Source organism: Granulosicoccus sp. 3-233 (assembly GCF_052681095.1).
Window position 1 is genome coordinate 205,643 of record NZ_JBQYLE010000004.1, and the last position, 19,844, is coordinate 225,486.

Annotated in this window: 21 protein-coding genes; 6 read left to right on the top strand and 15 right to left on the bottom strand. The window is 59.7% G+C overall.

Annotated features, from left to right (window positions below):
- The first annotated feature begins 8 nt into the window (after positions 1 to 8).
- The 3 genes from ACUNV4_RS12840 to ACUNV4_RS12850 are packed head-to-tail and all read left to right on the top strand — an operon-like array spanning position 9 to position 2,286.
- Positions 9 to 617 carry a helix-turn-helix domain-containing protein gene (locus ACUNV4_RS12840; RefSeq protein ID WP_430878957.1) on the top strand — a complete coding sequence of 203 codons (609 nt, stop codon included), beginning with the start codon at positions 9 to 11 and terminating at the stop codon, positions 615 to 617.
- Positions 614 to 1,186: a carboxymuconolactone decarboxylase family protein gene (locus ACUNV4_RS12845; RefSeq protein ID WP_430878958.1), complete on the top strand. Its 573-nt coding sequence runs from the start codon at positions 614 to 616 to the stop codon at positions 1,184 to 1,186. Before ACUNV4_RS12840 ends, ACUNV4_RS12845 begins: the two co-directional genes overlap by 4 nt.
- Before the next feature lie 35 nt (positions 1,187 to 1,221).
- Positions 1,222 to 2,286 carry a hypothetical protein gene (locus ACUNV4_RS12850; protein ID WP_430878959.1) on the top strand — a complete coding sequence of 355 codons (1,065 nt, stop codon included), beginning with the start codon at positions 1,222 to 1,224 and terminating at the stop codon, positions 2,284 to 2,286.
- A gap of 289 nt (positions 2,287 to 2,575) precedes the next feature.
- Here ACUNV4_RS12850 and ACUNV4_RS12855 read toward each other — a convergent pair whose 3' ends face one another.
- A complete protein-coding gene (locus ACUNV4_RS12855; RefSeq protein WP_430878960.1) occupies positions 2,576 to 2,992 on the bottom strand; it encodes a DUF1801 domain-containing protein in 417 nt (138 codons plus the stop codon).
- Positions 2,993 to 3,290: 298 nt separating this feature from the next.
- Between ACUNV4_RS12855 and ACUNV4_RS12860 the strand changes: the two genes are divergently transcribed.
- Positions 3,291 to 4,886: a gamma-glutamyltransferase family protein gene (locus ACUNV4_RS12860; RefSeq protein WP_430878961.1), complete on the top strand. Its 1,596-nt coding sequence runs from the start codon at positions 3,291 to 3,293 to the stop codon at positions 4,884 to 4,886.
- 43 nt (positions 4,887 to 4,929) lie between these two features.
- Here ACUNV4_RS12860 and ACUNV4_RS12865 read toward each other — a convergent pair whose 3' ends face one another.
- From ACUNV4_RS12865 to ACUNV4_RS12905, 9 genes are all read right to left on the bottom strand, one after another.
- Positions 4,930 to 5,649, bottom strand: a complete 720-nt coding sequence (locus ACUNV4_RS12865) for a type II secretion system protein (protein WP_430878962.1) — start codon at positions 5,647 to 5,649, stop codon at positions 4,930 to 4,932.
- The gene (locus tag ACUNV4_RS12870) at positions 5,646 to 6,380 is read right to left on the bottom strand and encodes a hypothetical protein (protein ID WP_430878963.1); all 735 of its coding nucleotides are present in this window, start codon (positions 6,378 to 6,380) and stop codon (positions 5,646 to 5,648) included. Before ACUNV4_RS12870 ends, ACUNV4_RS12865 begins: the two co-directional genes overlap by 4 nt.
- A 203-nt stretch (positions 6,381 to 6,583) precedes the next feature.
- Positions 6,584 to 7,246, bottom strand: a complete 663-nt coding sequence (locus ACUNV4_RS12875) for a hypothetical protein (RefSeq protein ID WP_430878964.1) — start codon at positions 7,244 to 7,246, stop codon at positions 6,584 to 6,586.
- Positions 7,243 to 7,824 (bottom strand): hypothetical protein, encoded by a 582-nt coding sequence (locus ACUNV4_RS12880; RefSeq protein WP_430878965.1) that lies wholly within the window; start codon positions 7,822 to 7,824, stop codon positions 7,243 to 7,245. The genes ACUNV4_RS12875 and ACUNV4_RS12880 overlap by 4 nt, the downstream gene beginning before the upstream one ends.
- Positions 7,824 to 9,476: a hypothetical protein gene (locus tag ACUNV4_RS12885; RefSeq protein ID WP_430878966.1), complete on the bottom strand. Its 1,653-nt coding sequence runs from the start codon at positions 9,474 to 9,476 to the stop codon at positions 7,824 to 7,826. The genes ACUNV4_RS12880 and ACUNV4_RS12885 overlap by 1 nt, the downstream gene beginning before the upstream one ends.
- The gene (locus tag ACUNV4_RS12890) at positions 9,473 to 10,582 is read right to left on the bottom strand and encodes a type II secretion system F family protein (RefSeq protein WP_430878967.1); all 1,110 of its coding nucleotides are present in this window, start codon (positions 10,580 to 10,582) and stop codon (positions 9,473 to 9,475) included. Before ACUNV4_RS12890 ends, ACUNV4_RS12885 begins: the two co-directional genes overlap by 4 nt.
- Positions 10,563 to 12,068: a GspE/PulE family protein gene (locus tag ACUNV4_RS12895; RefSeq protein ID WP_430878968.1), complete on the bottom strand. Its 1,506-nt coding sequence runs from the start codon at positions 12,066 to 12,068 to the stop codon at positions 10,563 to 10,565. The genes ACUNV4_RS12890 and ACUNV4_RS12895 overlap by 20 nt, the downstream gene beginning before the upstream one ends.
- Positions 12,065 to 13,651: a pilus (MSHA type) biogenesis protein MshL gene (gene mshL, locus ACUNV4_RS12900; RefSeq protein ID WP_430878969.1), complete on the bottom strand. Its 1,587-nt coding sequence runs from the start codon at positions 13,649 to 13,651 to the stop codon at positions 12,065 to 12,067. The genes ACUNV4_RS12895 and mshL overlap by 4 nt, the downstream gene beginning before the upstream one ends.
- Before the next feature lie 128 nt (positions 13,652 to 13,779).
- Positions 13,780 to 14,760, bottom strand: a complete 981-nt coding sequence (locus ACUNV4_RS12905; protein WP_430878970.1) for an AAA family ATPase — start codon at positions 14,758 to 14,760, stop codon at positions 13,780 to 13,782.
- 224 nt (positions 14,761 to 14,984) lie between these two features.
- On the opposite strand from ACUNV4_RS12905, the gene ACUNV4_RS12910 reads away from it, so the two are divergent.
- The gene (locus ACUNV4_RS12910; RefSeq protein ID WP_430878971.1) at positions 14,985 to 15,479 is read left to right on the top strand and encodes a tRNA (cytidine(34)-2'-O)-methyltransferase; all 495 of its coding nucleotides are present in this window, start codon (positions 14,985 to 14,987) and stop codon (positions 15,477 to 15,479) included.
- Between the two features lie 47 nt (positions 15,480 to 15,526).
- Here the strand turns inward: ACUNV4_RS12910 and secB are convergent, their stop codons facing one another.
- From secB to ACUNV4_RS12925, 3 genes are read right to left on the bottom strand one after another with little or no spacing between them, the layout of a single operon-like run.
- Positions 15,527 to 16,039, bottom strand: a complete 513-nt coding sequence (secB, locus tag ACUNV4_RS12915; protein WP_430878972.1) for a protein-export chaperone SecB — start codon at positions 16,037 to 16,039, stop codon at positions 15,527 to 15,529.
- A gap of 23 nt (positions 16,040 to 16,062) precedes the next feature.
- Positions 16,063 to 16,356 carry a glutaredoxin domain-containing protein gene (locus ACUNV4_RS12920; RefSeq protein ID WP_430878973.1) on the bottom strand — a complete coding sequence of 98 codons (294 nt, stop codon included), beginning with the start codon at positions 16,354 to 16,356 and terminating at the stop codon, positions 16,063 to 16,065.
- 2 nt (positions 16,357 to 16,358) lie between these two features.
- Positions 16,359 to 16,784 (bottom strand): rhodanese-like domain-containing protein, encoded by a 426-nt coding sequence (locus tag ACUNV4_RS12925; RefSeq protein ID WP_430878974.1) that lies wholly within the window; start codon positions 16,782 to 16,784, stop codon positions 16,359 to 16,361.
- A gap of 176 nt (positions 16,785 to 16,960) precedes the next feature.
- On the opposite strand from ACUNV4_RS12925, the gene ACUNV4_RS12930 reads away from it, so the two are divergent.
- Positions 16,961 to 18,130, top strand: a complete 1,170-nt coding sequence (locus ACUNV4_RS12930; RefSeq protein ID WP_430878975.1) for a cation:proton antiporter domain-containing protein — start codon at positions 16,961 to 16,963, stop codon at positions 18,128 to 18,130.
- Between the two features lie 147 nt (positions 18,131 to 18,277).
- Here the strand turns inward: ACUNV4_RS12930 and ACUNV4_RS12935 are convergent, their stop codons facing one another.
- Together ACUNV4_RS12935 and ACUNV4_RS12940 are read right to left on the bottom strand one after the other, a co-directional pair.
- A complete protein-coding gene (locus tag ACUNV4_RS12935; protein WP_430878976.1) occupies positions 18,278 to 19,243 on the bottom strand; it encodes a c-type cytochrome in 966 nt (321 codons plus the stop codon).
- A 91-nt stretch (positions 19,244 to 19,334) separates the two neighbouring features.
- Complete coding sequence (locus ACUNV4_RS12940; protein ID WP_430878977.1) at positions 19,335 to 19,844, bottom strand: cytochrome b; 510 nt, start codon at positions 19,842 to 19,844, stop codon at positions 19,335 to 19,337.

A 19,844-nucleotide genomic window follows, 5' to 3' on the forward strand; every position in this document is an offset into this window, starting at 1 on the left:
CACTGTTCATGGACAAGATGGCAGCGCCCGATGACGGCACCGAGAATCGGGACGTCGATACCGCAATCGGCGCAACCCTGCGCAATCTGCGAGAGAATCAGGCGCTCAATGCCAGGCAGCTTGCCGAGATCTCCGGCATTTCCGCTGCCATGATCAGCCGGATCGAAAATGCACAGGTGTCCCCCTCCATCGCCACCATGACAGCGCTGACCCGGGCACTGAATGTGCCGCTGGTGACACTGTTTCGCAATACCTCGGTGGAACTGGCCGACTACACCCTGACTCGACGAGGCGAAGGCGTGATATCGACCCGACTGCACGGCGATCACATTCATCACTTCATCAACCTGGCCTCTCACCGGCGCCGCGACCTGATGTTCGAGTCACATCTGATCACACTGCAGAAGCAGGATGCTCCGCCACCGCACTATGTCGCTCATGGCGTGATCTTCCTGCATGTGTTGAGCGGCTCGGCGCACTACCAGTACGGCCGGCAGGTCATGACACTGAACGAGGGTGACAGCCTCAGTATCGACGCTGAACTCTCTCATGGCGTCAACGAACTGCTCAGTGATGAATTCATCTTTCTTTCAGTCCAGGCGGAGTGCCGACAATGAGTGCATGGATAGACATGATCAGCGACGAGGACGCTGACGACGAGTTGCTGGAAACACTCCAATTGGCGCGCACACCGCATGGCACGGTGGACAACGTCATGCGTGTTCACTCCCTGCGACCGAGCACCATGCGCGGACATGTCACGCTCTATCGGGCGGCCTTGCACGATGAGTCCAACACCCTTCCCACCTGGTTGCAGGAAACCCTCTCTTCCTATGTCTCGATACTCAATGACTGTCCCTATTCACTGGCAAATCACTGGGCCAATGCCCGTCATCTGATTGCCGATGACGAACGCGCGAATGCGATCGAAAAGGCGCTGCAGGCCGATCAGCCCGAAGCGGCCTTCGAAGGCGCACAACTGTGTCTGATGCAGTATGCCCGCAAGCTGACCCTCAGCCCCGGGGAAATGGTGCAGGAAGATGTGCAACAGCTGCAGAACTATGGGCTTACCGACGGCGAGATTCTGGAAGCCAACCAGATCATCGGCTATTTCAACTACGTCAACCGTCTGCTCAACGGACTCGGTGTCAGCACCGATGGCGATATCGTCGGCTACTACTCATGATGTCGGGCGGCGAAGGAGCGCGATTTTCGGGTGCCATGACACTGCTGCGCGATTGTGTCAGAGGCGAGCCCGGTCAGAGACTGCTCATCGTCAGCGAGCCGGAAGGTAGCGGCTTCTATGATGATGCAGCGCCGAAGGTGACTGCCGCCGCTGGTCGATTCATCGGCATGCGGGTCTACCAGACGCAGTCGGAATGCTTTCTGGCGACCGCCGAGGACAGAGAATTGCTGCTGGATCTGCTGCGCGGCTTCGACCACATCGTGTTCTTTTCACGCGTGGGCGATCAGATACGTTTCAGTGCCGACAAGGACATGCCTTCGTCCACGATGTGCTATACCCTCGATCTGGAATCGCTCAATTCCGCATTCGGCACTGCCTGTTATCGCGGCATGTGCGCCATCAAGGAAGTCATCGAGAACGCCCTGCTCGCCGCCCAGCACATCCGCGTCAGCTGCCCTCTCGGTACTGACTACGAGGGCTATCCGCAATGGCCCTCCTGCAGCGCCGGCGACGTGCGGATCAAGCGCTTTCCCATGCTCGTGCCTCGACCGATACCGGCCGAAGGCTTTCACGGAAAGATTGTGCTGGATCGATTCCTGGTCGGTACTGGCTCGCAGTTCTACCAGCCCTACCACCTGCCATTGCACGATACGGTCTTTGCGCATATCGAAAACAACCGCATTCTCGATTTCACCGGCCCCGATAGCGAAGTGAAACGCGTGAGAGGACATTACGCCCACGTCAGTCAGCTGTATGACATCGATCCCGACTATGTGCATTCCTGGCATGCCGGTATCCACCCGGGCTGCCATTTCCCGTCGAAGGCAGAATCCGACATCCTGCGCTGGTCCGGCACCGCCTTCGGCAACCCGAGAATCCTGCATTTCCACACCTGCGGCAACTATGCGCCGGGGGAAATCTCCTGGAACATCCTCGACCCGACCATCCGGATCGACGACGTGCCCATCTGGGACAAGGGCTGGCTGCAACCCGAAAGACTGCCGGGTATCGAACCGGTACTCGAGGACCACCCGCAACTGCTGGAGCTGTACCGCAATCCACACAGGAATGTCGGCATGGAAAGGCTGGAAGAGGCCTGAACGGTTGCGGATCTGGAACGGGCTCATGGGAGCAGGAAAGGCTCATGCGCGCGTGTCCAGCGCAGGTATCCAGTGCGCATCGCACTCGAAGCGCACTCGAAGCGCACTCGAAGCGCACTCGAAGCGCACTCGAATCACTCGCGAATCACTCGCGAATCACTCACACATCACTCGCGCATCACTCACACATCACTCACACATCACTCGCGCATCACATCCGCATCACATCCGCATCACATCCGCATCACATCCGCATCACATCCGCATCACAACTACATCACACACCCTGTCATGCGGATGATCGTCGGTCGAGATGATAATACAAGGTCATGCGCACGCACTGGGCAATCGCCTCTGTCGGCAACGGCCTGACGATAGCGAAGAGCACGGCCCGGTTCTTCGAATACTGAAGATCATCCGCGAACACGGTACGAAAGGTCTCAACCAGCGTCGTATTGCAATTGACATACAAGCCCAGCTGCTGTTCGTCATGCACAGCCACTCTGACCGTCGTGCCCACGCCGGCCTTCAATGGCAGGTAGCTCGGCTGGCCCCACTTCAGTGTTTCTCCCACACCCCCTGTTGCGTGCAGCTGCCGGGCAGTCAGCAGAATCAGTTCACGCAGCGCGAGTGCCGGCTCCTGAAACGGCGCAGGCATTGCCAGATAGGCACGTTCAACCGCGGCATCGTCGAATTTCATCTGCATTGCAGCCCGTCACCTTCTGGTCAATGGCACTCAGGAACAATCTGCACCAGATTCCACGAGTGCGCAAGGCGAATACAGTGGCTCGCAAGACACGCCACCCAGCGACACAGGTTCATCGCGACAGCCTGACAAGTGGCCGTGATATCGAGCGCACATTCCCCGGCGGTTTGATTACCCCATCTCGTCATTGAGGTAATCTGGCAGCATCAGCTGCTTGCAATACTGCAGAACAACCAGTCATGTGTCCGCAGAGCTGCGGAACAGGAAACCACGCCTTACACCCGGCCATCCGAATACCATGCAATTTCCCTATCCCACAGCCTACTCTTCCCACCGTTCAGCGGTTCTGGCCGACAACATGGTGGTCGCCTCCCAACCGCTGGCCGGGCAGGCCGGCGTCGCCATGCTTCATAAGGGGGGCAACGCGGTGGACGCCGTGCTGGCGGCTGCCATCACACTGACGCAGGTAGAGCCCACCGGCTGCGGTCTGGGCTCGGATGGTTTTGCCATTCTCTGGGATGGCAAGGCTCTGCATGGCCTGAATGCCTCGGGGCGTTCGCCGGCTGCCTGGACACCGGAACGCTTTGCCCGATCCGGCGGCATTCCCGAGCGTGGCTGGGATACGGTCACGGTACCGGGAGCGGTTGGCGCCTGGGTAGAGTTGCATCGACGGTTCGGCAAACTGCCTTTCGAGACTCTCTTCGAACCGGCGATTCACTATGCCGAGCAGGGCTTCGTGGTGTCCCCCATCATCGGCAAGGCCTGGGGCGTGGGCAGCGACATTCTCAGGAACCAGCCGGGTTTTGCCGATCTGTTCATGCCTGGTGGTCATGCACCACTGGCCGGGGAGCGCTTTATCAACCCGTATGCGGCGCAAACACTCAGGGACATCGCTGAAACCCGCGGTGAGTCCTTCTACCGGGGCCGCCTGGCCGAACAGATTGCCGCTGCGGCCCGGGCCAATGGTTCGACCCTGTACGAGACGGATCTGGCAGAGAATCAACCGGACTGGTGCGGTACTGTTTCTCAGGCATTCGATGACGTCGAGTTGCACGAGATTCCTCCCAACGGCCAGGGTATCGCAGCCTGCATGGCACTGGGCATGCTGGCCCATACCGACATTCGCGACCATGGTCCCAATGATGTGCAATCGCTGCACCTGATGTGGGAAGCCATGAAACTGGCCTTTCGCGATTCAGCTGCCTATGTGGCCGATCCGGCATACATGCAGGATGTCTCGGCGAAGCACCTGCTTGACCCGGCTTATCTGGCCGAGCGTGCCCGGCTGATCGATCCGCTAAGGGCGCAGGACTTTCAGAGCGGCTCCCCTCGCCAGGGCGGCACGGTCTGCCTGTCCGCTGCCGACAGCAATGGCATGATGGTGTCCTTCATCCAGTCCAACTTCGACGGTTTCGGATCCGGTGTCGCCGTCCCCGATACCGGCATCCACCTGCAGAACCGCGGCTGCGGCTTCACCCTCGACAAAGGACACCCCAATGAGGTCGGACCACGAAAACGACCATTTCATACGATAATTCCAGGCTTTCTGACTGCCCAAGGTCAACCACTGATGTCATTTGGCGTGATGGGAGGCATGATGCAGGCACAAGGGCATGTACAGATGGTCTTGAGGACGCAATTATGGGGGCAAGATGTGCAAACAGCGGCCGATGCGCCGCGATGGCGAGTCACGGAAGGGCTCGGCGTTGCTTGTGAACCTGGTTTTGCACCCGCCTTGCTCGAAGCATTGCGCGGCATGGGACACGAGGTTGATGCGATGGAAGGCGACCTGGCTTTCGGCTTTGGCGGGGCTCAGCTGATTCATCGCCTGCCCGGTGGTGGCTATGCCGGCGGATCGGATCCTCGCAAGGATGGCGGGGCTTACGGATTCTGACGCTACCCACCCGATGTATAACGGTCGAGGAACATGTACCGGGTCAGGGCAGCCAGCCCGCCCGCAGCATCCAGTAGATCGTCTCGGCAGCCGTGCCCCACAGCAGCAGGTCATCAAATGGAGCCTCGGCGCGGACCGAGTGCTCCTCCACAACGAACACCTGATCGGCATCCAGATTCTCGGCCTGTTCGCCAGCGGAAGAATCATCGGCCCCCAGCGAGAAGACGACAAAGCTCAAGGCATCGGCTCTGACACTCTTGCTCGGACAGTGACCGGAGACGGACTGCTTGCAGACCACGATATCCGCGGTCAGTTGGCGTATACCGACGCGTGATGCCTCACCTTCGACGGTCCAGTCAAACGGCTCTCCGGAGTCCTGCCGATCAACGCCCGGTCTGCTGATTGCAAGCCGATAGGGCCTGTTCCATGGATCCAGCAATGCGCCTTCTCCATCAACAGGCCCCGGCAGACCCAATGCAGCCGCCGGGACACCCCCCGCGTAGTGATTGCAGGCTGTACGACTGCCTGTTGTCATCATCCCATCCATGATGATCGGGCAAGGCAACACGCCACGGCTGACGACATGCGCCCACATCGCATTGCGAATGGTCTCCAGCTGCGACACGGCATCACGGTGTTGCCGATGAGCCTGCACGGCAGACAAGGGAGCCACTACCGCTCTAGCCAATACCCCCAGAATCAGCAGCACGATGGCCATCTCCACCAGCGTGACACCGCGCATCCTGGCGGGCATGCCCATCATCTGAAGATCACCTGCGGATCGGACAGCGAGAAGTCCTGACCAGAGAACGCCACTCGTTCATGCCAGCGATTGCGAATGAACCAGTGTGACAGCGCCGGCACACCTTCTATCTGCAGATTCTGCAACAGGGACTCGGTAGCGATGGCACCGGTACAGTCAGCCTGTTCATCAAGGGGATGCAACGGCTCATCGGCAATCATGACAAGCCAGTGCGACGTGGCCTGCGATGACGACGGTGCAAGCGCCGACGGTTCGAGGCACTCGGCGTCATGCTTGCGTTTCAGGCGCGCCACAAGCCATGCCCTCACCACAGCCCTCAGTCCCGGGATCATGGCTCGACTGGATAACGGAACCCGCACCGACCGCTCATGCGCAGCTCCCGAATCCACCCAGACCGGATAAGGGTTGGACAGGGTGAGTTCTTCCAGTATTTCATCGTTGACTGTTCTGTTCACCGGATTGTTGATCAGCTCCGATGCAACGCGATAGCGATAGTCGGCCGAGACATCCGCAGTGAAGGGGTAGCGCTGACCTGGCAAGCTGACATGCCGAGGCAGCGCTCCCGATGCGACCGTCGAATTCCCACACGGCGGATCCGGCCCCTCCGTTCCACCGTTATCAGGGCAAGGCAGATGCGCGGGACCTGCGCCTCGTGGTCCATACAGATAGGGGTACAGTGTGGAATAGACCAACAGAGACTGACGCGCTGACTGCAAGGACTGACTGCCCATCACGGATTCCGCAGTCTGCCCACCCCTTTGCACTGGCAGGACAGAGCCGAGCAGAGCAAGACCGCCTGAAGCCAATACAAGGAACATCAACAGCATAGCGAAGCCGGACTGTCTGCCCCGCCAGGTCACAGAACCGGGGTTCCCGGCTGCCCGGTCCCGGCGAGGCAACTTCACCGCATCACCGGTCGGCCTGCTCCGACCACTCACAAACCCTGACCCGGATCGATCACCCCCAGTAGAGATCGGTTCTCCAAGACCCTCAAGCGATCCGCCAGCAGCACCAGGCTCAGCGATGGTCGGGACCCGCTCAGGAATGGACAATCCAATCGAATCCCGGTCTCTTCCGCGCTGCCTGACGAAGATGACAGAGGCTCACAGGGAAGACCATTGACCAGGAGTCGAGTACCTCTGGGGCCGGACACCAGTGCATCGAAGACCAGGCCGACAGTGTCATCCGGCGCTGACGAATGATCTGCGAAGCGCCTGGACTCGGCGGCCTGCATCGGCAGAGCGGTGTCCCCTTGCCTCATGCCCTGCGTAGCCGACTCGGTAGTGCTGGCAGTGCTGGCATCGTTCGCATCGTTCGCATCGTTCGCATCGTTCGCATCGTTCGCATCGTTCGCAGCGTTCGCAGAAGTCTGCGGGTTCAGCTCAGGTGCCCCTCTTGCAGCAAGTCGTTGCTCGGCGGTGAAGAACAAGCGGCGACCATCCAGGGCAGAGCGCACCGACGCTTCACCGGGCCCCGCTTCCGTCAGGCGAGGCAGCGCCTCACTGGCATCAGCCATGGTGCACAGAGGTGTGAACAAAGAGCACAGTAATGTCGCAAGCACGGCTTCCCGCCCCGGGTACGCCCACCGGATCGTCATGGCGCTCTCTCCACCATGGCCTCAAGCTCGCTACTGATCGGCATCGATGCCTGCCGCTCACTGGCCTGCCAATGATAGAAATCGAGCACGCAGGCAAGCTGCAGCCCTTCCGGTGTCTTCCGATGAATCATGCAGGCCTGTACTTCGTGTGGCCAGACAGGCACTGCTTCATCGACTCGTGCCAACATCTCCAGAAAGGCGACGGCGTGCTGCACCACCATCTCCAGCTCCAGCCGCAATACCCTGACCGTCTCCGCACCCGCGTCCTGCAGCGCGCGTGGCAGGATGCTCTGTTCAAACTCGACGGCAAGCACGCCCTCAGGCCTGGGGTGCTGTGTCAGTAATTCCACCAGCCGAATTCTGAGCGCATCCAGATCCTCTTCAAGATGGGCCAGCGTCAGCCCCATGTCTGGCGTCTGCAACAGATTCATCTGCAGCTGCAGCGTCTGTAGTTCGGAGCGCGCCAGACGAAGTGTCTCTGTCCGATGAGCCGTCATTCGATCGAACCAGGCAATGGCAAGCAGGGAGATCAGGCCAAGGCACAGAGCGAGTAGCAGTTTTCCCGATCGCATTGTCATCAGGAAACTCCCATCAGCAGCGACAGTCGATAAGCGGATTCGCCGCCGGACAGATGCTTGCTGGAACGGGCCACACTCAGGGGCGATTCGATCAGTGTCACCGCGGACACGCCCGGCATGGCTTGCAGGTAATCGGCGAAGCCCTGCAGGGTTCGCTGCTGTTCTCTCAACCCTTGCTCACTGACGACCAGACCACCCAGTTCGACCTGCACCCCTGCCTGCGATGTCCCCTCCTGCCACAGCCGGTCGCGGGAAGGTGCCTGACTCATCGTGGCAAGCACGGTGTCTCCCGCCTCATCGTGAACGACCGACCAGGCGATGTCATCGAGCAGCAGCGCCGGGAACTGCTCAAGCGCCTCTGCGACTGTTGCCAGCACCTCTGCGGCGTTCACCGTCCCCATGCTCTGGTAAGCGGCGATTCTCTCCATGGCACTGACCACGAAAGCCGGATGGCGATGCAATGCACTTGCTTGCGACGACAGATGTTCGATCTGACCCGTCACCTGTTGCTGCTGCCGACCAAGACGCGCTCTGTCCCGCGCACTGGCAACCCCATGCACCGAGGCAACAACGACCGTCGCCGCTGCCACCCAGACACAGATCAAGGTCGCTTTCTGCAGTTGTCGGATACGTGCCTGCATTGCATTTCGGGTCACGGATACCTGCAACAGATCGTCGGCAAATCGATGCGCGGCCGTCAATCGCCATCGCTGCCCGTGCCTTCGGCGACCTCGTCCGGCAAGACGTCTGAGCCACGCCACAATGCTGCCTTTACGGTCGCTGACGTTGGTCGAGTCGCCGGGACGAGTGTCTGTCGATGTATCGGCCAGCGCGTCTGCCTCAGGGGAGACTCGTCGCCAGTGCGCCTCTCCGGTCAGGCACAGAGTTGCCAGAGCCATGCAGGCCGCCGCCACAGGCTTGTCATCGGCGGTCTCCATGAATGCGATCACAGGAATTTCAGCGGATCTGATGATCTGCCTGCGAACGTGTTCCAGAGTTTCGTCGATGGCGGCATTCCCCGCGAGAGTCTGCGCAGTCCCCTCGGTGGGCACCAGACGCATGAAGACCGGCACGCCATCATCAAGCAGCAGATGTCGTGTGTACTCACCGACACGACTTGCGAACAACACCGGCCCGCCCTTGAGGTCACTGTGCCCGCCGGACAACCGGCAAAGCAGTTCGAGGCTGGTAACGACATGCGACACGGTAACGTGCTCTTTCTGCAACAGGGCAAGCCAACTCTGCCAGTGCTCGGGAATCAGGTTGTGCACGATACTCAAGGCATCCGGGGCGGCATTGGCAGCCAGCGTGTGCATACCGGCTGTCGGGTAGTCGGCACGTAGCTGTCGCCGCATGCGCCAGCATTGCAGGTGACGGAGCCAGCCACCGGACAGACCCGGCACTCTGACTCGGTCCACTTCGTCCAGGTGACTATCCAGCACCAGATGAACACAAGGCATGGCACTACCGGACGCAGGCCTGATCCAGGGGCAGCAGGAATGCAGTTCAGGCCCGCCATTCTCGATGGTTTCGGTAAAGCTCTCGATTCCGTTCGGACCTCCTTCGCGGAACCAGAACGCCTGGTCTCCGTGCAGTACCAGCACGATCCGTCGATCGGTCCCGGTGCCACCCATCAGCTTCCAGCGGCTCATGACAGTAGCACCGCTTCAATGGCTGATTCGTAGACAGGGCCCATGACCGAGATGATGACCCACAACAGATTGCCTCCCACCACTGTCAGGGTCAGAGGACCCACCAGACGCTCGAGGCGATCAAGCTGCAGCCTTGCAAGCCGATAGTGCTGATCTCCTGCCTGTGACAAGGCCTGATCCAACGCCCCGGCGGACTCACCGGCTGCCAGGATCCGACGGAATGAGGCGGGCAGATGCGGGCTGCCATCCATCGATTCCGACAAGGTCGAACCTGCGATCAGCGCGGTACGAATGCGGGAAAACGACTGCTTCAGTGCGCTATTGCGCAAGACCCCTTCACTGAGTTGCAGCGCGTGACTCAGCTCTACCCCACTACGGTAGAGGCGGCCACAGATGCTGGCATAGCGGCTCAGGGACAACTGGACGAGCAGAGTCCCGATGACAGGCAACCGCAGCACACAGCGATCACTGAGCAATCTGAATGCCGACAGTGATTGCCGCAGAGCAACGATGAGCAAGACCAGCAGGACCAGGCCCGCCGACGTGGGTAGCCAGGCCTTTGTCAACCAGTCGGACACGTGCAGAAGCGCACGCGAATGCCAGGCCAGCGTACCTTGAGAGGCGCTCAAAAACGCCTCCAGTGACGGCACTACCGACACGAACAGAAAGATCAGAACCGCCGTCAGCACCAGCAGGGCGAAGGCTGGATAAAGCAAGGCGGTGAACAGTCTGCTGCGCGTAGACACCCTCCACTCCAGCACTTCGCAACAGGACGCACAGGCCTGTTCCAGTTCCCCGTTCGCCTCGCCGGCCTTGATCAGCGCAATGATCGATTCATCGAAGGCACCCGGCCAGACAGCCATGACCTGTGACAGCGAGTCGCCGCAACGCACCCCCTCCGCAATGCCGCCCCACAGCGATCGCATGCGCCGGCCTTGCTCCAGCAGCTGGACCTCGTGCAGTGCCTCGTTCAGGCCAACCCCGGCGCGCAGCAGATGAGACAGGTGAAACAGCGACAGCGCCACTGCCTCCGGCGAAACGGGCAGTCTCAGCCTGGCGGACCATTCTCCAACTAAACCGACATGCTCATGAATGTTCGATTGCATTACTCAACTCTCCTTGTCCTGTGCTCCGAGAACCCGGCCGATCCTCTCGGCCCAGTACGCGTTCGATCTCCTTGCGACTGGTCAATCCCTGTCTGACCAATCCTTCACCCTGCTCTCTGAGGGTTCTGAACCCCTGTGTTCTGGCGCATTCGAGCAATACCTGTGCAGGCTCATCCTTCGCGATCAGGGCTGCCAGAGGTGGAGTGATCAGCAGTAACTCCATGATCAACTGCCGTCCCTGATACCCGCTCCCCTGACAGGCCTGGCATCGGTCCCGGCGACCTTCACATTCCTGACAGAACCTGCGTACCAAGCGTTGAGATGCGATCGCCATCAGGTTCTCGGCCAATTGCCCGGCCAGCGCCCCCAGCTCCTTCAACCGGGCAAGACCTGCCATTGCCGAGCTGGCATGCACCGTCGTCAACAGCTGATGACCGGACATCACCGCTCGCAAGGCCATGGCACAACTGGGGATATCGCGCACTTCCCCGATAAGCAGCACATCCGGATCCTGTCTGAGCAGGCCACGTACCCCTTGCGCGAAGTCCATGGCGTGTTCGGCATCGATGCTCGACTGCCGGATACCTGCCATGGCGATCTCCACCGGATCTTCCAGAGTCATGATGTTCAGGGATTCGGCGTCACGTTCGTTGATCAGGGCATGTAGCGTATTGCTCTTGCCGGAACCGGTTGGACCGCAGATCACCAGCAGGCCTTCCGGTCGGTGCGCAAGCCCTGCCAGTGCCTGATACAGGTCCTGAGGCAGATTCAGGCGCTGCAGAGAGTCATACCTGCAGTGTGAATCCAGCAGTCGAATGACGGTATTCTGTCCATTGACCGTCGGAAAACACGACACCCGAAAGTCGATGACGCTACCATCCATGAACTGACTGAACTGCCCATCCTGTGGTCGACGCGTTTCGGCAATATCCACGGATGACAGGATCTTGATTCTGACCAGCAGGCCGTTGTGCACCGATTTGCTCAGTGTCGAGAAATGTCGCAGCACGCCATCGACGCGAAACCTGACGTGCAAGTGTCGCCCTTCCGGAGACAGGTGCATGTCGGACGCACGTTGTCGCCGTGCGGCCAGGAGCAGATATTCCAGCAGCCTGACAATGGCATCGGGCTGATTCTGCAACAGTTGCATTGCTGTTGCCGGCTGTCTGCAGAGCTCCAACAGCTCGTCCAGAGTTGCAGTGCTGGAATAGCATTTGTCGATGGCACCGGGAATCTCCGCAGCGTCCGCCGCTATCAGGACAGGATTGATGCCCACAGGTACCTGGCGTTCGAGCCTTTCCAGTACGGCCTGATCCGACGGATCGGCACAGGCAACCAGCAGAGAATCCCGTTGCTCGACCCGGTTTCTGGCCAAGGGCACCAGTTGCAATCTCCTCGCAGCGGCCTCGGTCAGACAGGCCGTGGCCTCCGGGCTGGGTATCAGCTGTTGCAGCGACTGCACGAATATCTGGCTATCCGGCTTCATCGCCTTGCCAGCACTCGAGAGTCGGTTGCTATGACGGTGGGGCGCAGGACAATGAGCAACTCTGTCTGACGTCGGTTGCGCGAGCGCTGCGAAAACAACTGCCTGACCAGCGGCACGCGCCCCAGGGCAGGCAGGCCAGAGTTGCTGTTCTCACTGGTCTCCTGCATCAGACCGCCGATGATCGCCATATTGCCGCTTTGCACCTTCAGCATGGATTCCATCTCTCGGACCTGTATTTCCGGCACGCCATTGCGGACATTGGCCTCTGCCAGCTCCGGATTGGGGTCATTGACGAATCCTAGAATGCGCGACAGGGTGGGGCGTACATTGAGCATCACCGCCCCGTTGCTGCTGATCTGCGGCGTGACATTCATCACCAGCCCTACCGGCACCGTGTGAATCTCCGTTTCAGTGACGATTTCGTCGCGTGTCTCGCTTTGCCGTCTTTCGATGTTGACCGTGAAGTACACCCGGTTATCCACCACCTTCAATACCGAGGACTGGTTGTTCAGGGCAATGATGCGCGGTCTGGACAGAATCCTGACATCGCCGAACTGCTCCAGCAGTGACAGGGTTGCACCGACATCAGCGTGCCTGCCCTGCTGGACCAGACTGATCATGCCGGCCGGTGGTACCACTCTGCCCAGAGACTCGGCATTCACCAGCGGTGCACCAGTCAGGGCCTGGACGGCGCTGACGCCATTGACGCTGTTTGCCAGCAGCTGCCAGTCCACCCCCGCGTCGAAACTGTCCGACAGAGTGACCTCTACCACCGTGGCCTCGATCAGTACCTGTCGTCCGGCACTGTCGTGCAATTGTTCGAGATAGCGCTGAATGATGCGATGCACGGGCGGGACGGCGTGCAGATTGAGCAAGCCGGCTTCTCGATTGATCGTGTATCGAGCCGGAGCCGCATCGCCCGTCTGCTGCGAGACCAGTCGTTCGATATCACTGTGCAGTGAATCCCAGAATCGATGTTCACTGCTGTTCTCCAGGCGGGTCTGCGAGCTGTTGGCGATGGAATGGGCGCTGGAGTCCGAGGCATTGATGGTTCCCACCTGCGTCGCCAGCCCGACGCTGCTCTCGGTACGCCGGTCCATGTTCAGGTAATCCACCGGATAGGTAAAGGCATAGGCCCTGCCGTTATGCACCTGCAGACGCTTGTCCTGCAGGGTCCAGGCAAATTCAGTCTGCTGCGCGAGAGCATCGATCAATACCGGCAGACTGCGTTGCTCCAGCCTCAGGGTGACGCGTTCATCCAGCTTGCCCTGCAACTGCAGCTCGATCCCTGCTTCGGTGGCCAGCGCATGCAGCAGAGCCCCCAGTGGGGCATTGACCGCATTGACATCGAACAGATCGCGTGCCGCCGTACTCGCCGCAACCGGGCTTGTATCGGCAGCGTCTGCCGGCTCATCCGTCGTCGACAGGGGCGGCTGCACAAACTGGCCCAGTGACAGTGGGTCGTCCGGCAACAGAAAAGGGGTGTGTGATTCAAAGCGCTCGCCGGGAAGGCGCGCCAGTGATGCTTCGCAGCCGGACAACACCAGTGCGGCTGCAATCACGATGAGATGTGCACGATACACAGACAACTCCATTTGTCTTGCCGGATACCTGATGGCATCTGGCAGCGTCGCCTTCCTGGCAACTCGGGTCCGGGCTGACTACCTGTGCCCGGTTTGAACCTTCATGACTACGGTGTTTGGCTCGATTGCTACTTGAGCAGAATGACCGCCAACGTGGCCCATCCTACAACGCAGGTCCCCAGCAGTGCAACCAGCTGACCACGATGTCGTGACAGAAAACCGGCTCTGGTCGAGGGTTCCGGACGCGGCGGCAACCCGGCCATCAGCAAATGTGACATGGATAGCTTGTCGGCGTCTTCCAGATTGGCGATGGTAAAGGCGTTTCTGGCCAGGGTATTGATGGAGCGAAACACGCCCTCCGAACGATCGGCAATGAAATAGGCCATCTCCCGAGTAAACAGATCGCGTCGATTGAAATCGAACAGCATCATGTGATGCTTCAGGTATTCATTGATCTCGGCCAGCGTCAGTCGACGCAACCAGTGATGATTGTCCTGCTGAGCGGAAGCCGCATGTGCATTGACCGATCGTGCTGCCTGTTCACTGACGCGATGAAACATCACGCAATGCAGCACCGCTCGATCATTGACCCGCACACGGCACAGAGCCTCCAGAATGCGGACGGTTTCCGGATCGGCCTCTGCCTGCGAATCGATGATCAGGACAAACGGCTTGAAGGTGGCTGGCTGTGGTTGTTCCAGTTGCTGCAGGATGCCATCCAGTGCGGTATCGATGGCGCCCTGCTCGGCACCCTCCTGAGCCTGTTGAGCCGATATGAGGTCTGCCTTCTGCGGTAGCAGTTCGATCAGCAGATGGCGCAGCAACAGTGAGGCCGAGATTTCCGGGATGTCGTAACGGATGGTGTTGAAGCGGTGCTTGAGGCGATCGCTGATGACCAGAGACAGCATGGTCTTGCCGCTGCCACGTTCACCGTGCACGTGCTGGATGCCCTCGCCCCGACGCAGGGCGCGGATGACGTTTTCCACCGTCTGACCACGCTCACCACCGCCATAGAACATGAAGATGTTGTTCGCGTTGTAGAACGGTCCCTGGGAAGACGAGTAGTAATGCCGTCTCCCGGTTTCGACACTCAGATCATAATGGTTCATTGCAGACACTTGTCATTCAGCGATAGCCACCCACCCGTTGGTAAAATACCCAGCAATGAAGGTGCCAGTTACCGGCTTTGCCAGACTCAACCATAGTGCGGAAGCCGATAGCGGGCAAGCAATTGTTTACCTGTGTCATCAGTTATCGCCCATCAGCGATCCGTAAGTAACATGAAGACACATTATCGCCACCGATAATGCCTTTTTCCAACGCGAAGCCCTGCATGACAGTCCATTCACAACCACTGCATATCGTGCTCTACGAGCCCGAGATTCCGCCCAATACCGGCAATCTGATCCGCCTGTGTGCCAATACCGGCGCCGGATTGCATCTGGTGGAACCTCTGGGATTCTCACTCGAGGAGAAGGCCTTGCGACGGGCAGGACTGGATTACCACGAGACTGCCCGCGTGCAGGTTCACGCCACGCTGAGCGATTGTCTGGCTGTCCTGGGCAAAGGCAGGGAGTCGTTGCGGGTGTTTGCGGTCAGCACCAGAGGCTCGGTTGCCTATCATCAGCCGGATTATCAGCCGGGTGATGTGCTGTTGTTCGGCCCGGAGAGTCGCGGGCTACCGGAGGCGGTGCTGGAGGGGCCGGAGGTCACGGCCAGGGTGAGAATTCCGATGCAGGCCGACAGTCGCAGCCTGAATCTGTCCAACGCGGTTGCCATCATCACCTATGAGGTTCTACGGCAGCTGGACTTCCCGGCTCTGCTCTGAACCGGGCGGCGTCTTGCCACCCGGTGCAGCGCAGGCCGGCAATGGGTCTACTGCTCCGTTTCAGGTGCAGGGGCGTTCTGCTTGGCAGCCGCTGCCTGAACATGCTGTGCGTAGAGCGCATCGAAATTGACGGGGTCGAGCAGCAGTTGCGGAAAACCACCCTTCTGCACCAGCGATGCAATCTCTTCACGAGCGAAGGGAAACAGCAGGTTGGGGCAGAAACTGCCCAGCATGGGCCCCAGTCGCTGCTGGTCGAACCCACGGACCAGAAACAGTCCGGCCTGCTTGATTTCGCACAGATAGGCGACGTCTTCACCCAGCTTGACGGTCGCGGTGACCGTCAGCACGCACTCGTACATGTCGTTTTCGAGCTTGGTGCTCTCGGTATTCAGGTGCAATGACACATTCGGTTGCCAGGAAGTGTTGCCGACGAATACCGCAGGTGTCTGCGGAGATTCGTAGGAGACATCCTTCAGATATACCCGCTGAATCTTGAAAAGCTGCTGAGGAGCCTCGCTGGCTGCTGCCGCTTCGCTGTCTTTCTGGTTCTCGTCTGCCATTACTGTGCCTGTCTACCTGAAATTTATCGAATGGACGCGTAAGCGTCGTCAAGTTCGCCGTCACTTTCCAGTGCGGCCATGTCGTCGAATCCGCCAATGTGCCGATCGCCGAAGAAGATCTGCGGCACCGAGGTTCTGCCACTGAGCTTCTGCATCTCGGCACGCAACTCTGCATTGCCATCGACATTGCGGCTCTCGTAGCTCCAGCCCTTGGCATCGAGCAGCCTGCGGGCGGCCCGACAGAATCCGCACCAGTCCGACTCGTACATGACGATGGATGGGCCTGATTTGCTGTCTACAGTTTCCGAATCACTCATGATCAACGCGTTACAGTGGGCAGGTTGGCTTTTTCCCAGGCGGCCAGGCCACCATTCAGGGAAAACAGACTGGTGAAGCCGTTTTTCTTGAGCTTGGCCAGGGCCCGGGTGGCCCGCATGCCGCTATCGCAGTACACCAGCACTTCCTTGTCCTTGAATTTCTCGAGCTCGTGCATTCGCTCATCGAATTTGCCGACGGGGAAGTTGCGGGCATTGAGCAGATGGCCTGATTTGTACTCCGCATCGTCCCGGACATCGATGATGATGGCCTCACCGGCATTCATCTTCTGGGTGGCCTCGAACGGCGAGAGCGCCGTGTTGGCGGAGGAGATCCGCATGTATTCGGTATATACCAGCATGCCCAGTGTCGCAACGAATGCAACAAACAGCAGTGTGTGGTTACCAATGAATTCGATTATCTGTGACATGACTGGAGTGTGGCGAGCAGGCAGAGGCAATTCAACCCACAAGAATAACCCGCAGCGATACAAATATAAACGTCATGGCAGCAAATAAATTGCACCACCTGCCGATTCAGCGCTACATCGGGATGCCACTGCAGTGTTAACGTGAGCTCATCCTCACATTATCAGGAACACGGACCTTGCACGACACCTCCATCATCTTCTCCCTGTTCCTGGTCTTCAGTGGTGCTGCGGTCATTGCGACACTGGCCCTGTTCGCGCGTCAGGCCCTGCTGATTGCCTACATCATGCTGGGGGCCCTGCTCGGCCCCTGGGCGCTGGATGTCGTGTCCAACCCGGCATTGATAGCCGACATCGCCAATGTCGGCATACTCTTCCTGCTGTTCCTGCTGGGACTGAACCTGGAACCGGGTGATCTGAGAAAACTGTTTCGCGAGGCCATCGTGGTCACCGCCGTCAGTTCCTTCGCCTTTGCCCTCATGGGCTTTCTGATCGGCATGGCGTTCGGCTTCAATCTGCTGGACAGCCTGCTGATCGCCGCCGGCATGATGTTCTCGAGCACCATCATCGCCTTGAAACTGTTACCGACCAGTGCGCTGCACCATCAGCGCATGGGTGAGCTGATAGTCAGTATCCTGCTGCTGCAGGACATGCTGGCCATCGTCGTTCTGCTGGCGCTGGAGGGCCTGGGCAACCAGGAAAGCCTGCTGTCGGAAACCCTGATTCTGGTGCTGGGTCTGCCCGCGCTGGCACTGATGTCCTGGTGGATTGCCTCGCGGGTACTCACCCGCCTGTTCATGCGCTTTGACCAGATTCACGAATATCTGTTTCTGCTGGCCATTGGCTGGTGCATGGGGATTGCCGAACTGGCAACACTCATCGGCCTGTCGCATGAGGTTGGCGCCTTTGTGGCGGGCGTCACGCTGGCCACCAGTCCGGTGGCACGATTCATCGCCGAAAGCCTGAAGCCATTGCGGGATTTCTTTCTGGTGCTGTTCTTCTTTGCGCTGGGAGCCGGCTTCAATATCGGTGCCCTGCCCGACGTGCTGTTGCCGGCACTGGTGCTGGCTGCCATTTCGGTTGCACTGAAACCGGTGGTGTTCCGTGCATTGCTGCAACGCGAGCAGGAAAAATCCCGCATGGCCGCGGAAACCGGCGCGCGACTGGGGCAGATCAGTGAATTCTCGCTGCTGATCGTCGTGGTGGCCAGCAACCTGGCCGTCATGTCGGAAAAGGCCTCACTGCTGATGCAGAGCGCCACGATTCTGAGCTTCGTCGCCAGTTCGTTCTGGATCGTACGGCGTTATCCGACGCCCATTTCGATGGACCAGTCCCTGCGACGGGATTGAAGCAAGGCGGCCAGCCCCGAAATCGGGCCGGCGGCCTGGTGACGGCTGGCCGGATGTCGATAGAGCGAGCTGACCAGCGTCGATGGGCAATGCAACCGGAGGACGCTGGACACCCGGTGTCCGGACATCCTCCGTCGGGGTTGGTAACTACTTGCTCATCAGGTACTGGATGGCAGCAGGGATTTCCTCGTCGGTCAAGGTAGTGGCACCGCGTGGAGGCATGACGCCCATGCCATTGATGACCGAGGCCGTCAGAACATCCATGCCCTTGTCCGCCCGTTCCTGCCAGGCAGCATGGTCACCCGTCTTCGGAGCGCCGCCTACACCGGCCAGATGGCAGGTTGAACACAGAGTATCGACAGTGGTCTTGACGTTGTCTGTCAGGCCTTCAGGCGCCTGACCGACAACCGCTTCCCCGGTGGCAACACTCGACTCTTCCTCGACCGCAGCTTCTTCGGCGCTGGCTTCGTCCTGAGACGCAGCGTCTTCGCTCTCCTCGGGCGCCTCTTCCGCAGGTGCTTCCTCTTCTGCCTCTTCACCGGCTTCGGCAGCCGGAGCATCGCCAGCGGCTTCTTCGGCGGGCGCTTCGACCGCTTCATCGGCAGCCGGTGCGTCACCGGCGGATTCGATCTCGTCCACCTCGAGACCCGCCATGAACTGGACGGCGCGCCTCATCTCCTCATCGCTGTAACTGCTGCCGCCACGAGCAGGCATGGTACCGATGCCATTGATCGCGTGCGAGACCATGGTGTCGAGACCGGCCTCGACACGAGGGGCCCAGGCAGCTGCGTCACCGACCATCGGTGCGCCGGCCAGCCCGGTGGCATGACAGGCGGCACAGACACCGTTCACCAGTTCTTCGGTCGAACGAGGGGCGGACGCCACCACCACCGCCGCAGCGCCGGCAGCCGGCAGGTCATCAGCCGAGGTGCGAACGGTCGCCACAGGCCCGATTCGATTGATCAGGGCTTCGCGCAGGACAGGATCATCAGCATCTTCGGAGCCGGCGCTCAGCATACGGGCTGCGAAAGTGATGATGATCCCCAGCACGACCAGCGCACCGGCAACCACCCCCATTGTTTTGACCATGCCGCTATCTGTGGCACCACTCATGACACTCTTCTCCGTTGATGCATCTGCACCTGTTCTGACAAGTATTCGCCGGCCGGCCGATTATCTCATACGACCGAAATTCAGCATTGTATCAGCGCAAGCCGTCGCGCCCCATCATGCGATGTAAAACCTTGAGCCCCTGACGTCCATGCGACAGAGCACCTGCCACATGAATCGCGATCAATCCCGCCAACAGCCATTTTCCCCATTCATGCCATCGACCAGCTGGCTGAAAACCGAAGTAATAATGCACCACGCCCGTCACTACCATCAGTAGCAGAACGGCATACAGGGCGACATGATGCCACCGTACGAACCTTTCCTGTCGTCCTGACAGTGTTCCACCGGCCAGCGGCACCACACGCCTGCGCAACTGCCAGCGCCAGATCATGATGGCGCCAATGGCGATCCCGCCCCAGGTATGCAGTGTCGTGACCAGAAAAGACAGAAAACCCAGCGCTTCCTCGCGTTCGATGGCCTGCATGGCTCTTTCCATCGGAATCTGCAGGGAATACTGGACAATCAGCAGCAGCAACACCAGCCAGTGCAGACGTCTCTGCAACGGAGTGTAGAAGATCACGTTGTCGGAGTTGCCACTCAT

Excerpts from the sequence above, each read along its gene's own strand:
- ACUNV4_RS12840 (WP_430878957.1), top strand. The coding sequence starts at position 9 with ATGGACAAGATGGCAGCGCCCGATGACGGCACCGAGAATCGGGACGTC.
- ACUNV4_RS12845 (WP_430878958.1), top strand. The coding sequence starts at position 614 with ATGAGTGCATGGATAGACATGATCAGCGACGAGGACGCTGACGACGAG.
- ACUNV4_RS12850 (WP_430878959.1), top strand. The coding sequence starts at position 1,222 with ATGACACTGCTGCGCGATTGTGTCAGAGGCGAGCCCGGTCAGAGACTG.
- ACUNV4_RS12855 (WP_430878960.1), bottom strand. The coding sequence starts at position 2,992 with ATGCAGATGAAATTCGACGATGCCGCGGTTGAACGTGCCTATCTGGCA.
- ACUNV4_RS12860 (WP_430878961.1), top strand. The coding sequence starts at position 3,291 with ATGCAATTTCCCTATCCCACAGCCTACTCTTCCCACCGTTCAGCGGTT.
- ACUNV4_RS12865 (WP_430878962.1), bottom strand. The coding sequence starts at position 5,649 with ATGATGGGCATGCCCGCCAGGATGCGCGGTGTCACGCTGGTGGAGATG.
- ACUNV4_RS12870 (WP_430878963.1), bottom strand. The coding sequence starts at position 6,380 with ATGGGCAGTCAGTCCTTGCAGTCAGCGCGTCAGTCTCTGTTGGTCTAT.
- ACUNV4_RS12875 (WP_430878964.1), bottom strand. The coding sequence starts at position 7,246 with ATGACGATCCGGTGGGCGTACCCGGGGCGGGAAGCCGTGCTTGCGACA.
- ACUNV4_RS12880 (WP_430878965.1), bottom strand. The coding sequence starts at position 7,824 with ATGACAATGCGATCGGGAAAACTGCTACTCGCTCTGTGCCTTGGCCTG.
- ACUNV4_RS12885 (WP_430878966.1), bottom strand. The coding sequence starts at position 9,476 with ATGAGCCGCTGGAAGCTGATGGGTGGCACCGGGACCGATCGACGGATC.
- ACUNV4_RS12890 (WP_430878967.1), bottom strand. The coding sequence starts at position 10,582 with ATGCAATCGAACATTCATGAGCATGTCGGTTTAGTTGGAGAATGGTCC.
- ACUNV4_RS12895 (WP_430878968.1), bottom strand. The coding sequence starts at position 12,068 with ATGAAGCCGGATAGCCAGATATTCGTGCAGTCGCTGCAACAGCTGATA.
- ACUNV4_RS12905 (WP_430878970.1), bottom strand. The coding sequence starts at position 14,760 with ATGAACCATTATGATCTGAGTGTCGAAACCGGGAGACGGCATTACTAC.
- ACUNV4_RS12910 (WP_430878971.1), top strand. The coding sequence starts at position 14,985 with ATGACAGTCCATTCACAACCACTGCATATCGTGCTCTACGAGCCCGAG.
- secB (WP_430878972.1), bottom strand. The coding sequence starts at position 16,039 with ATGGCAGACGAGAACCAGAAAGACAGCGAAGCGGCAGCAGCCAGCGAG.
- ACUNV4_RS12920 (WP_430878973.1), bottom strand. The coding sequence starts at position 16,356 with ATGAGTGATTCGGAAACTGTAGACAGCAAATCAGGCCCATCCATCGTC.
- ACUNV4_RS12925 (WP_430878974.1), bottom strand. The coding sequence starts at position 16,784 with ATGTCACAGATAATCGAATTCATTGGTAACCACACACTGCTGTTTGTT.
- ACUNV4_RS12935 (WP_430878976.1), bottom strand. The coding sequence starts at position 19,243 with ATGAGTGGTGCCACAGATAGCGGCATGGTCAAAACAATGGGGGTGGTT.
- ACUNV4_RS12940 (WP_430878977.1), bottom strand. The coding sequence starts at position 19,844 with ATGAGTGGCAACTCCGACAACGTGATCTTCTACACTCCGTTGCAGAGA.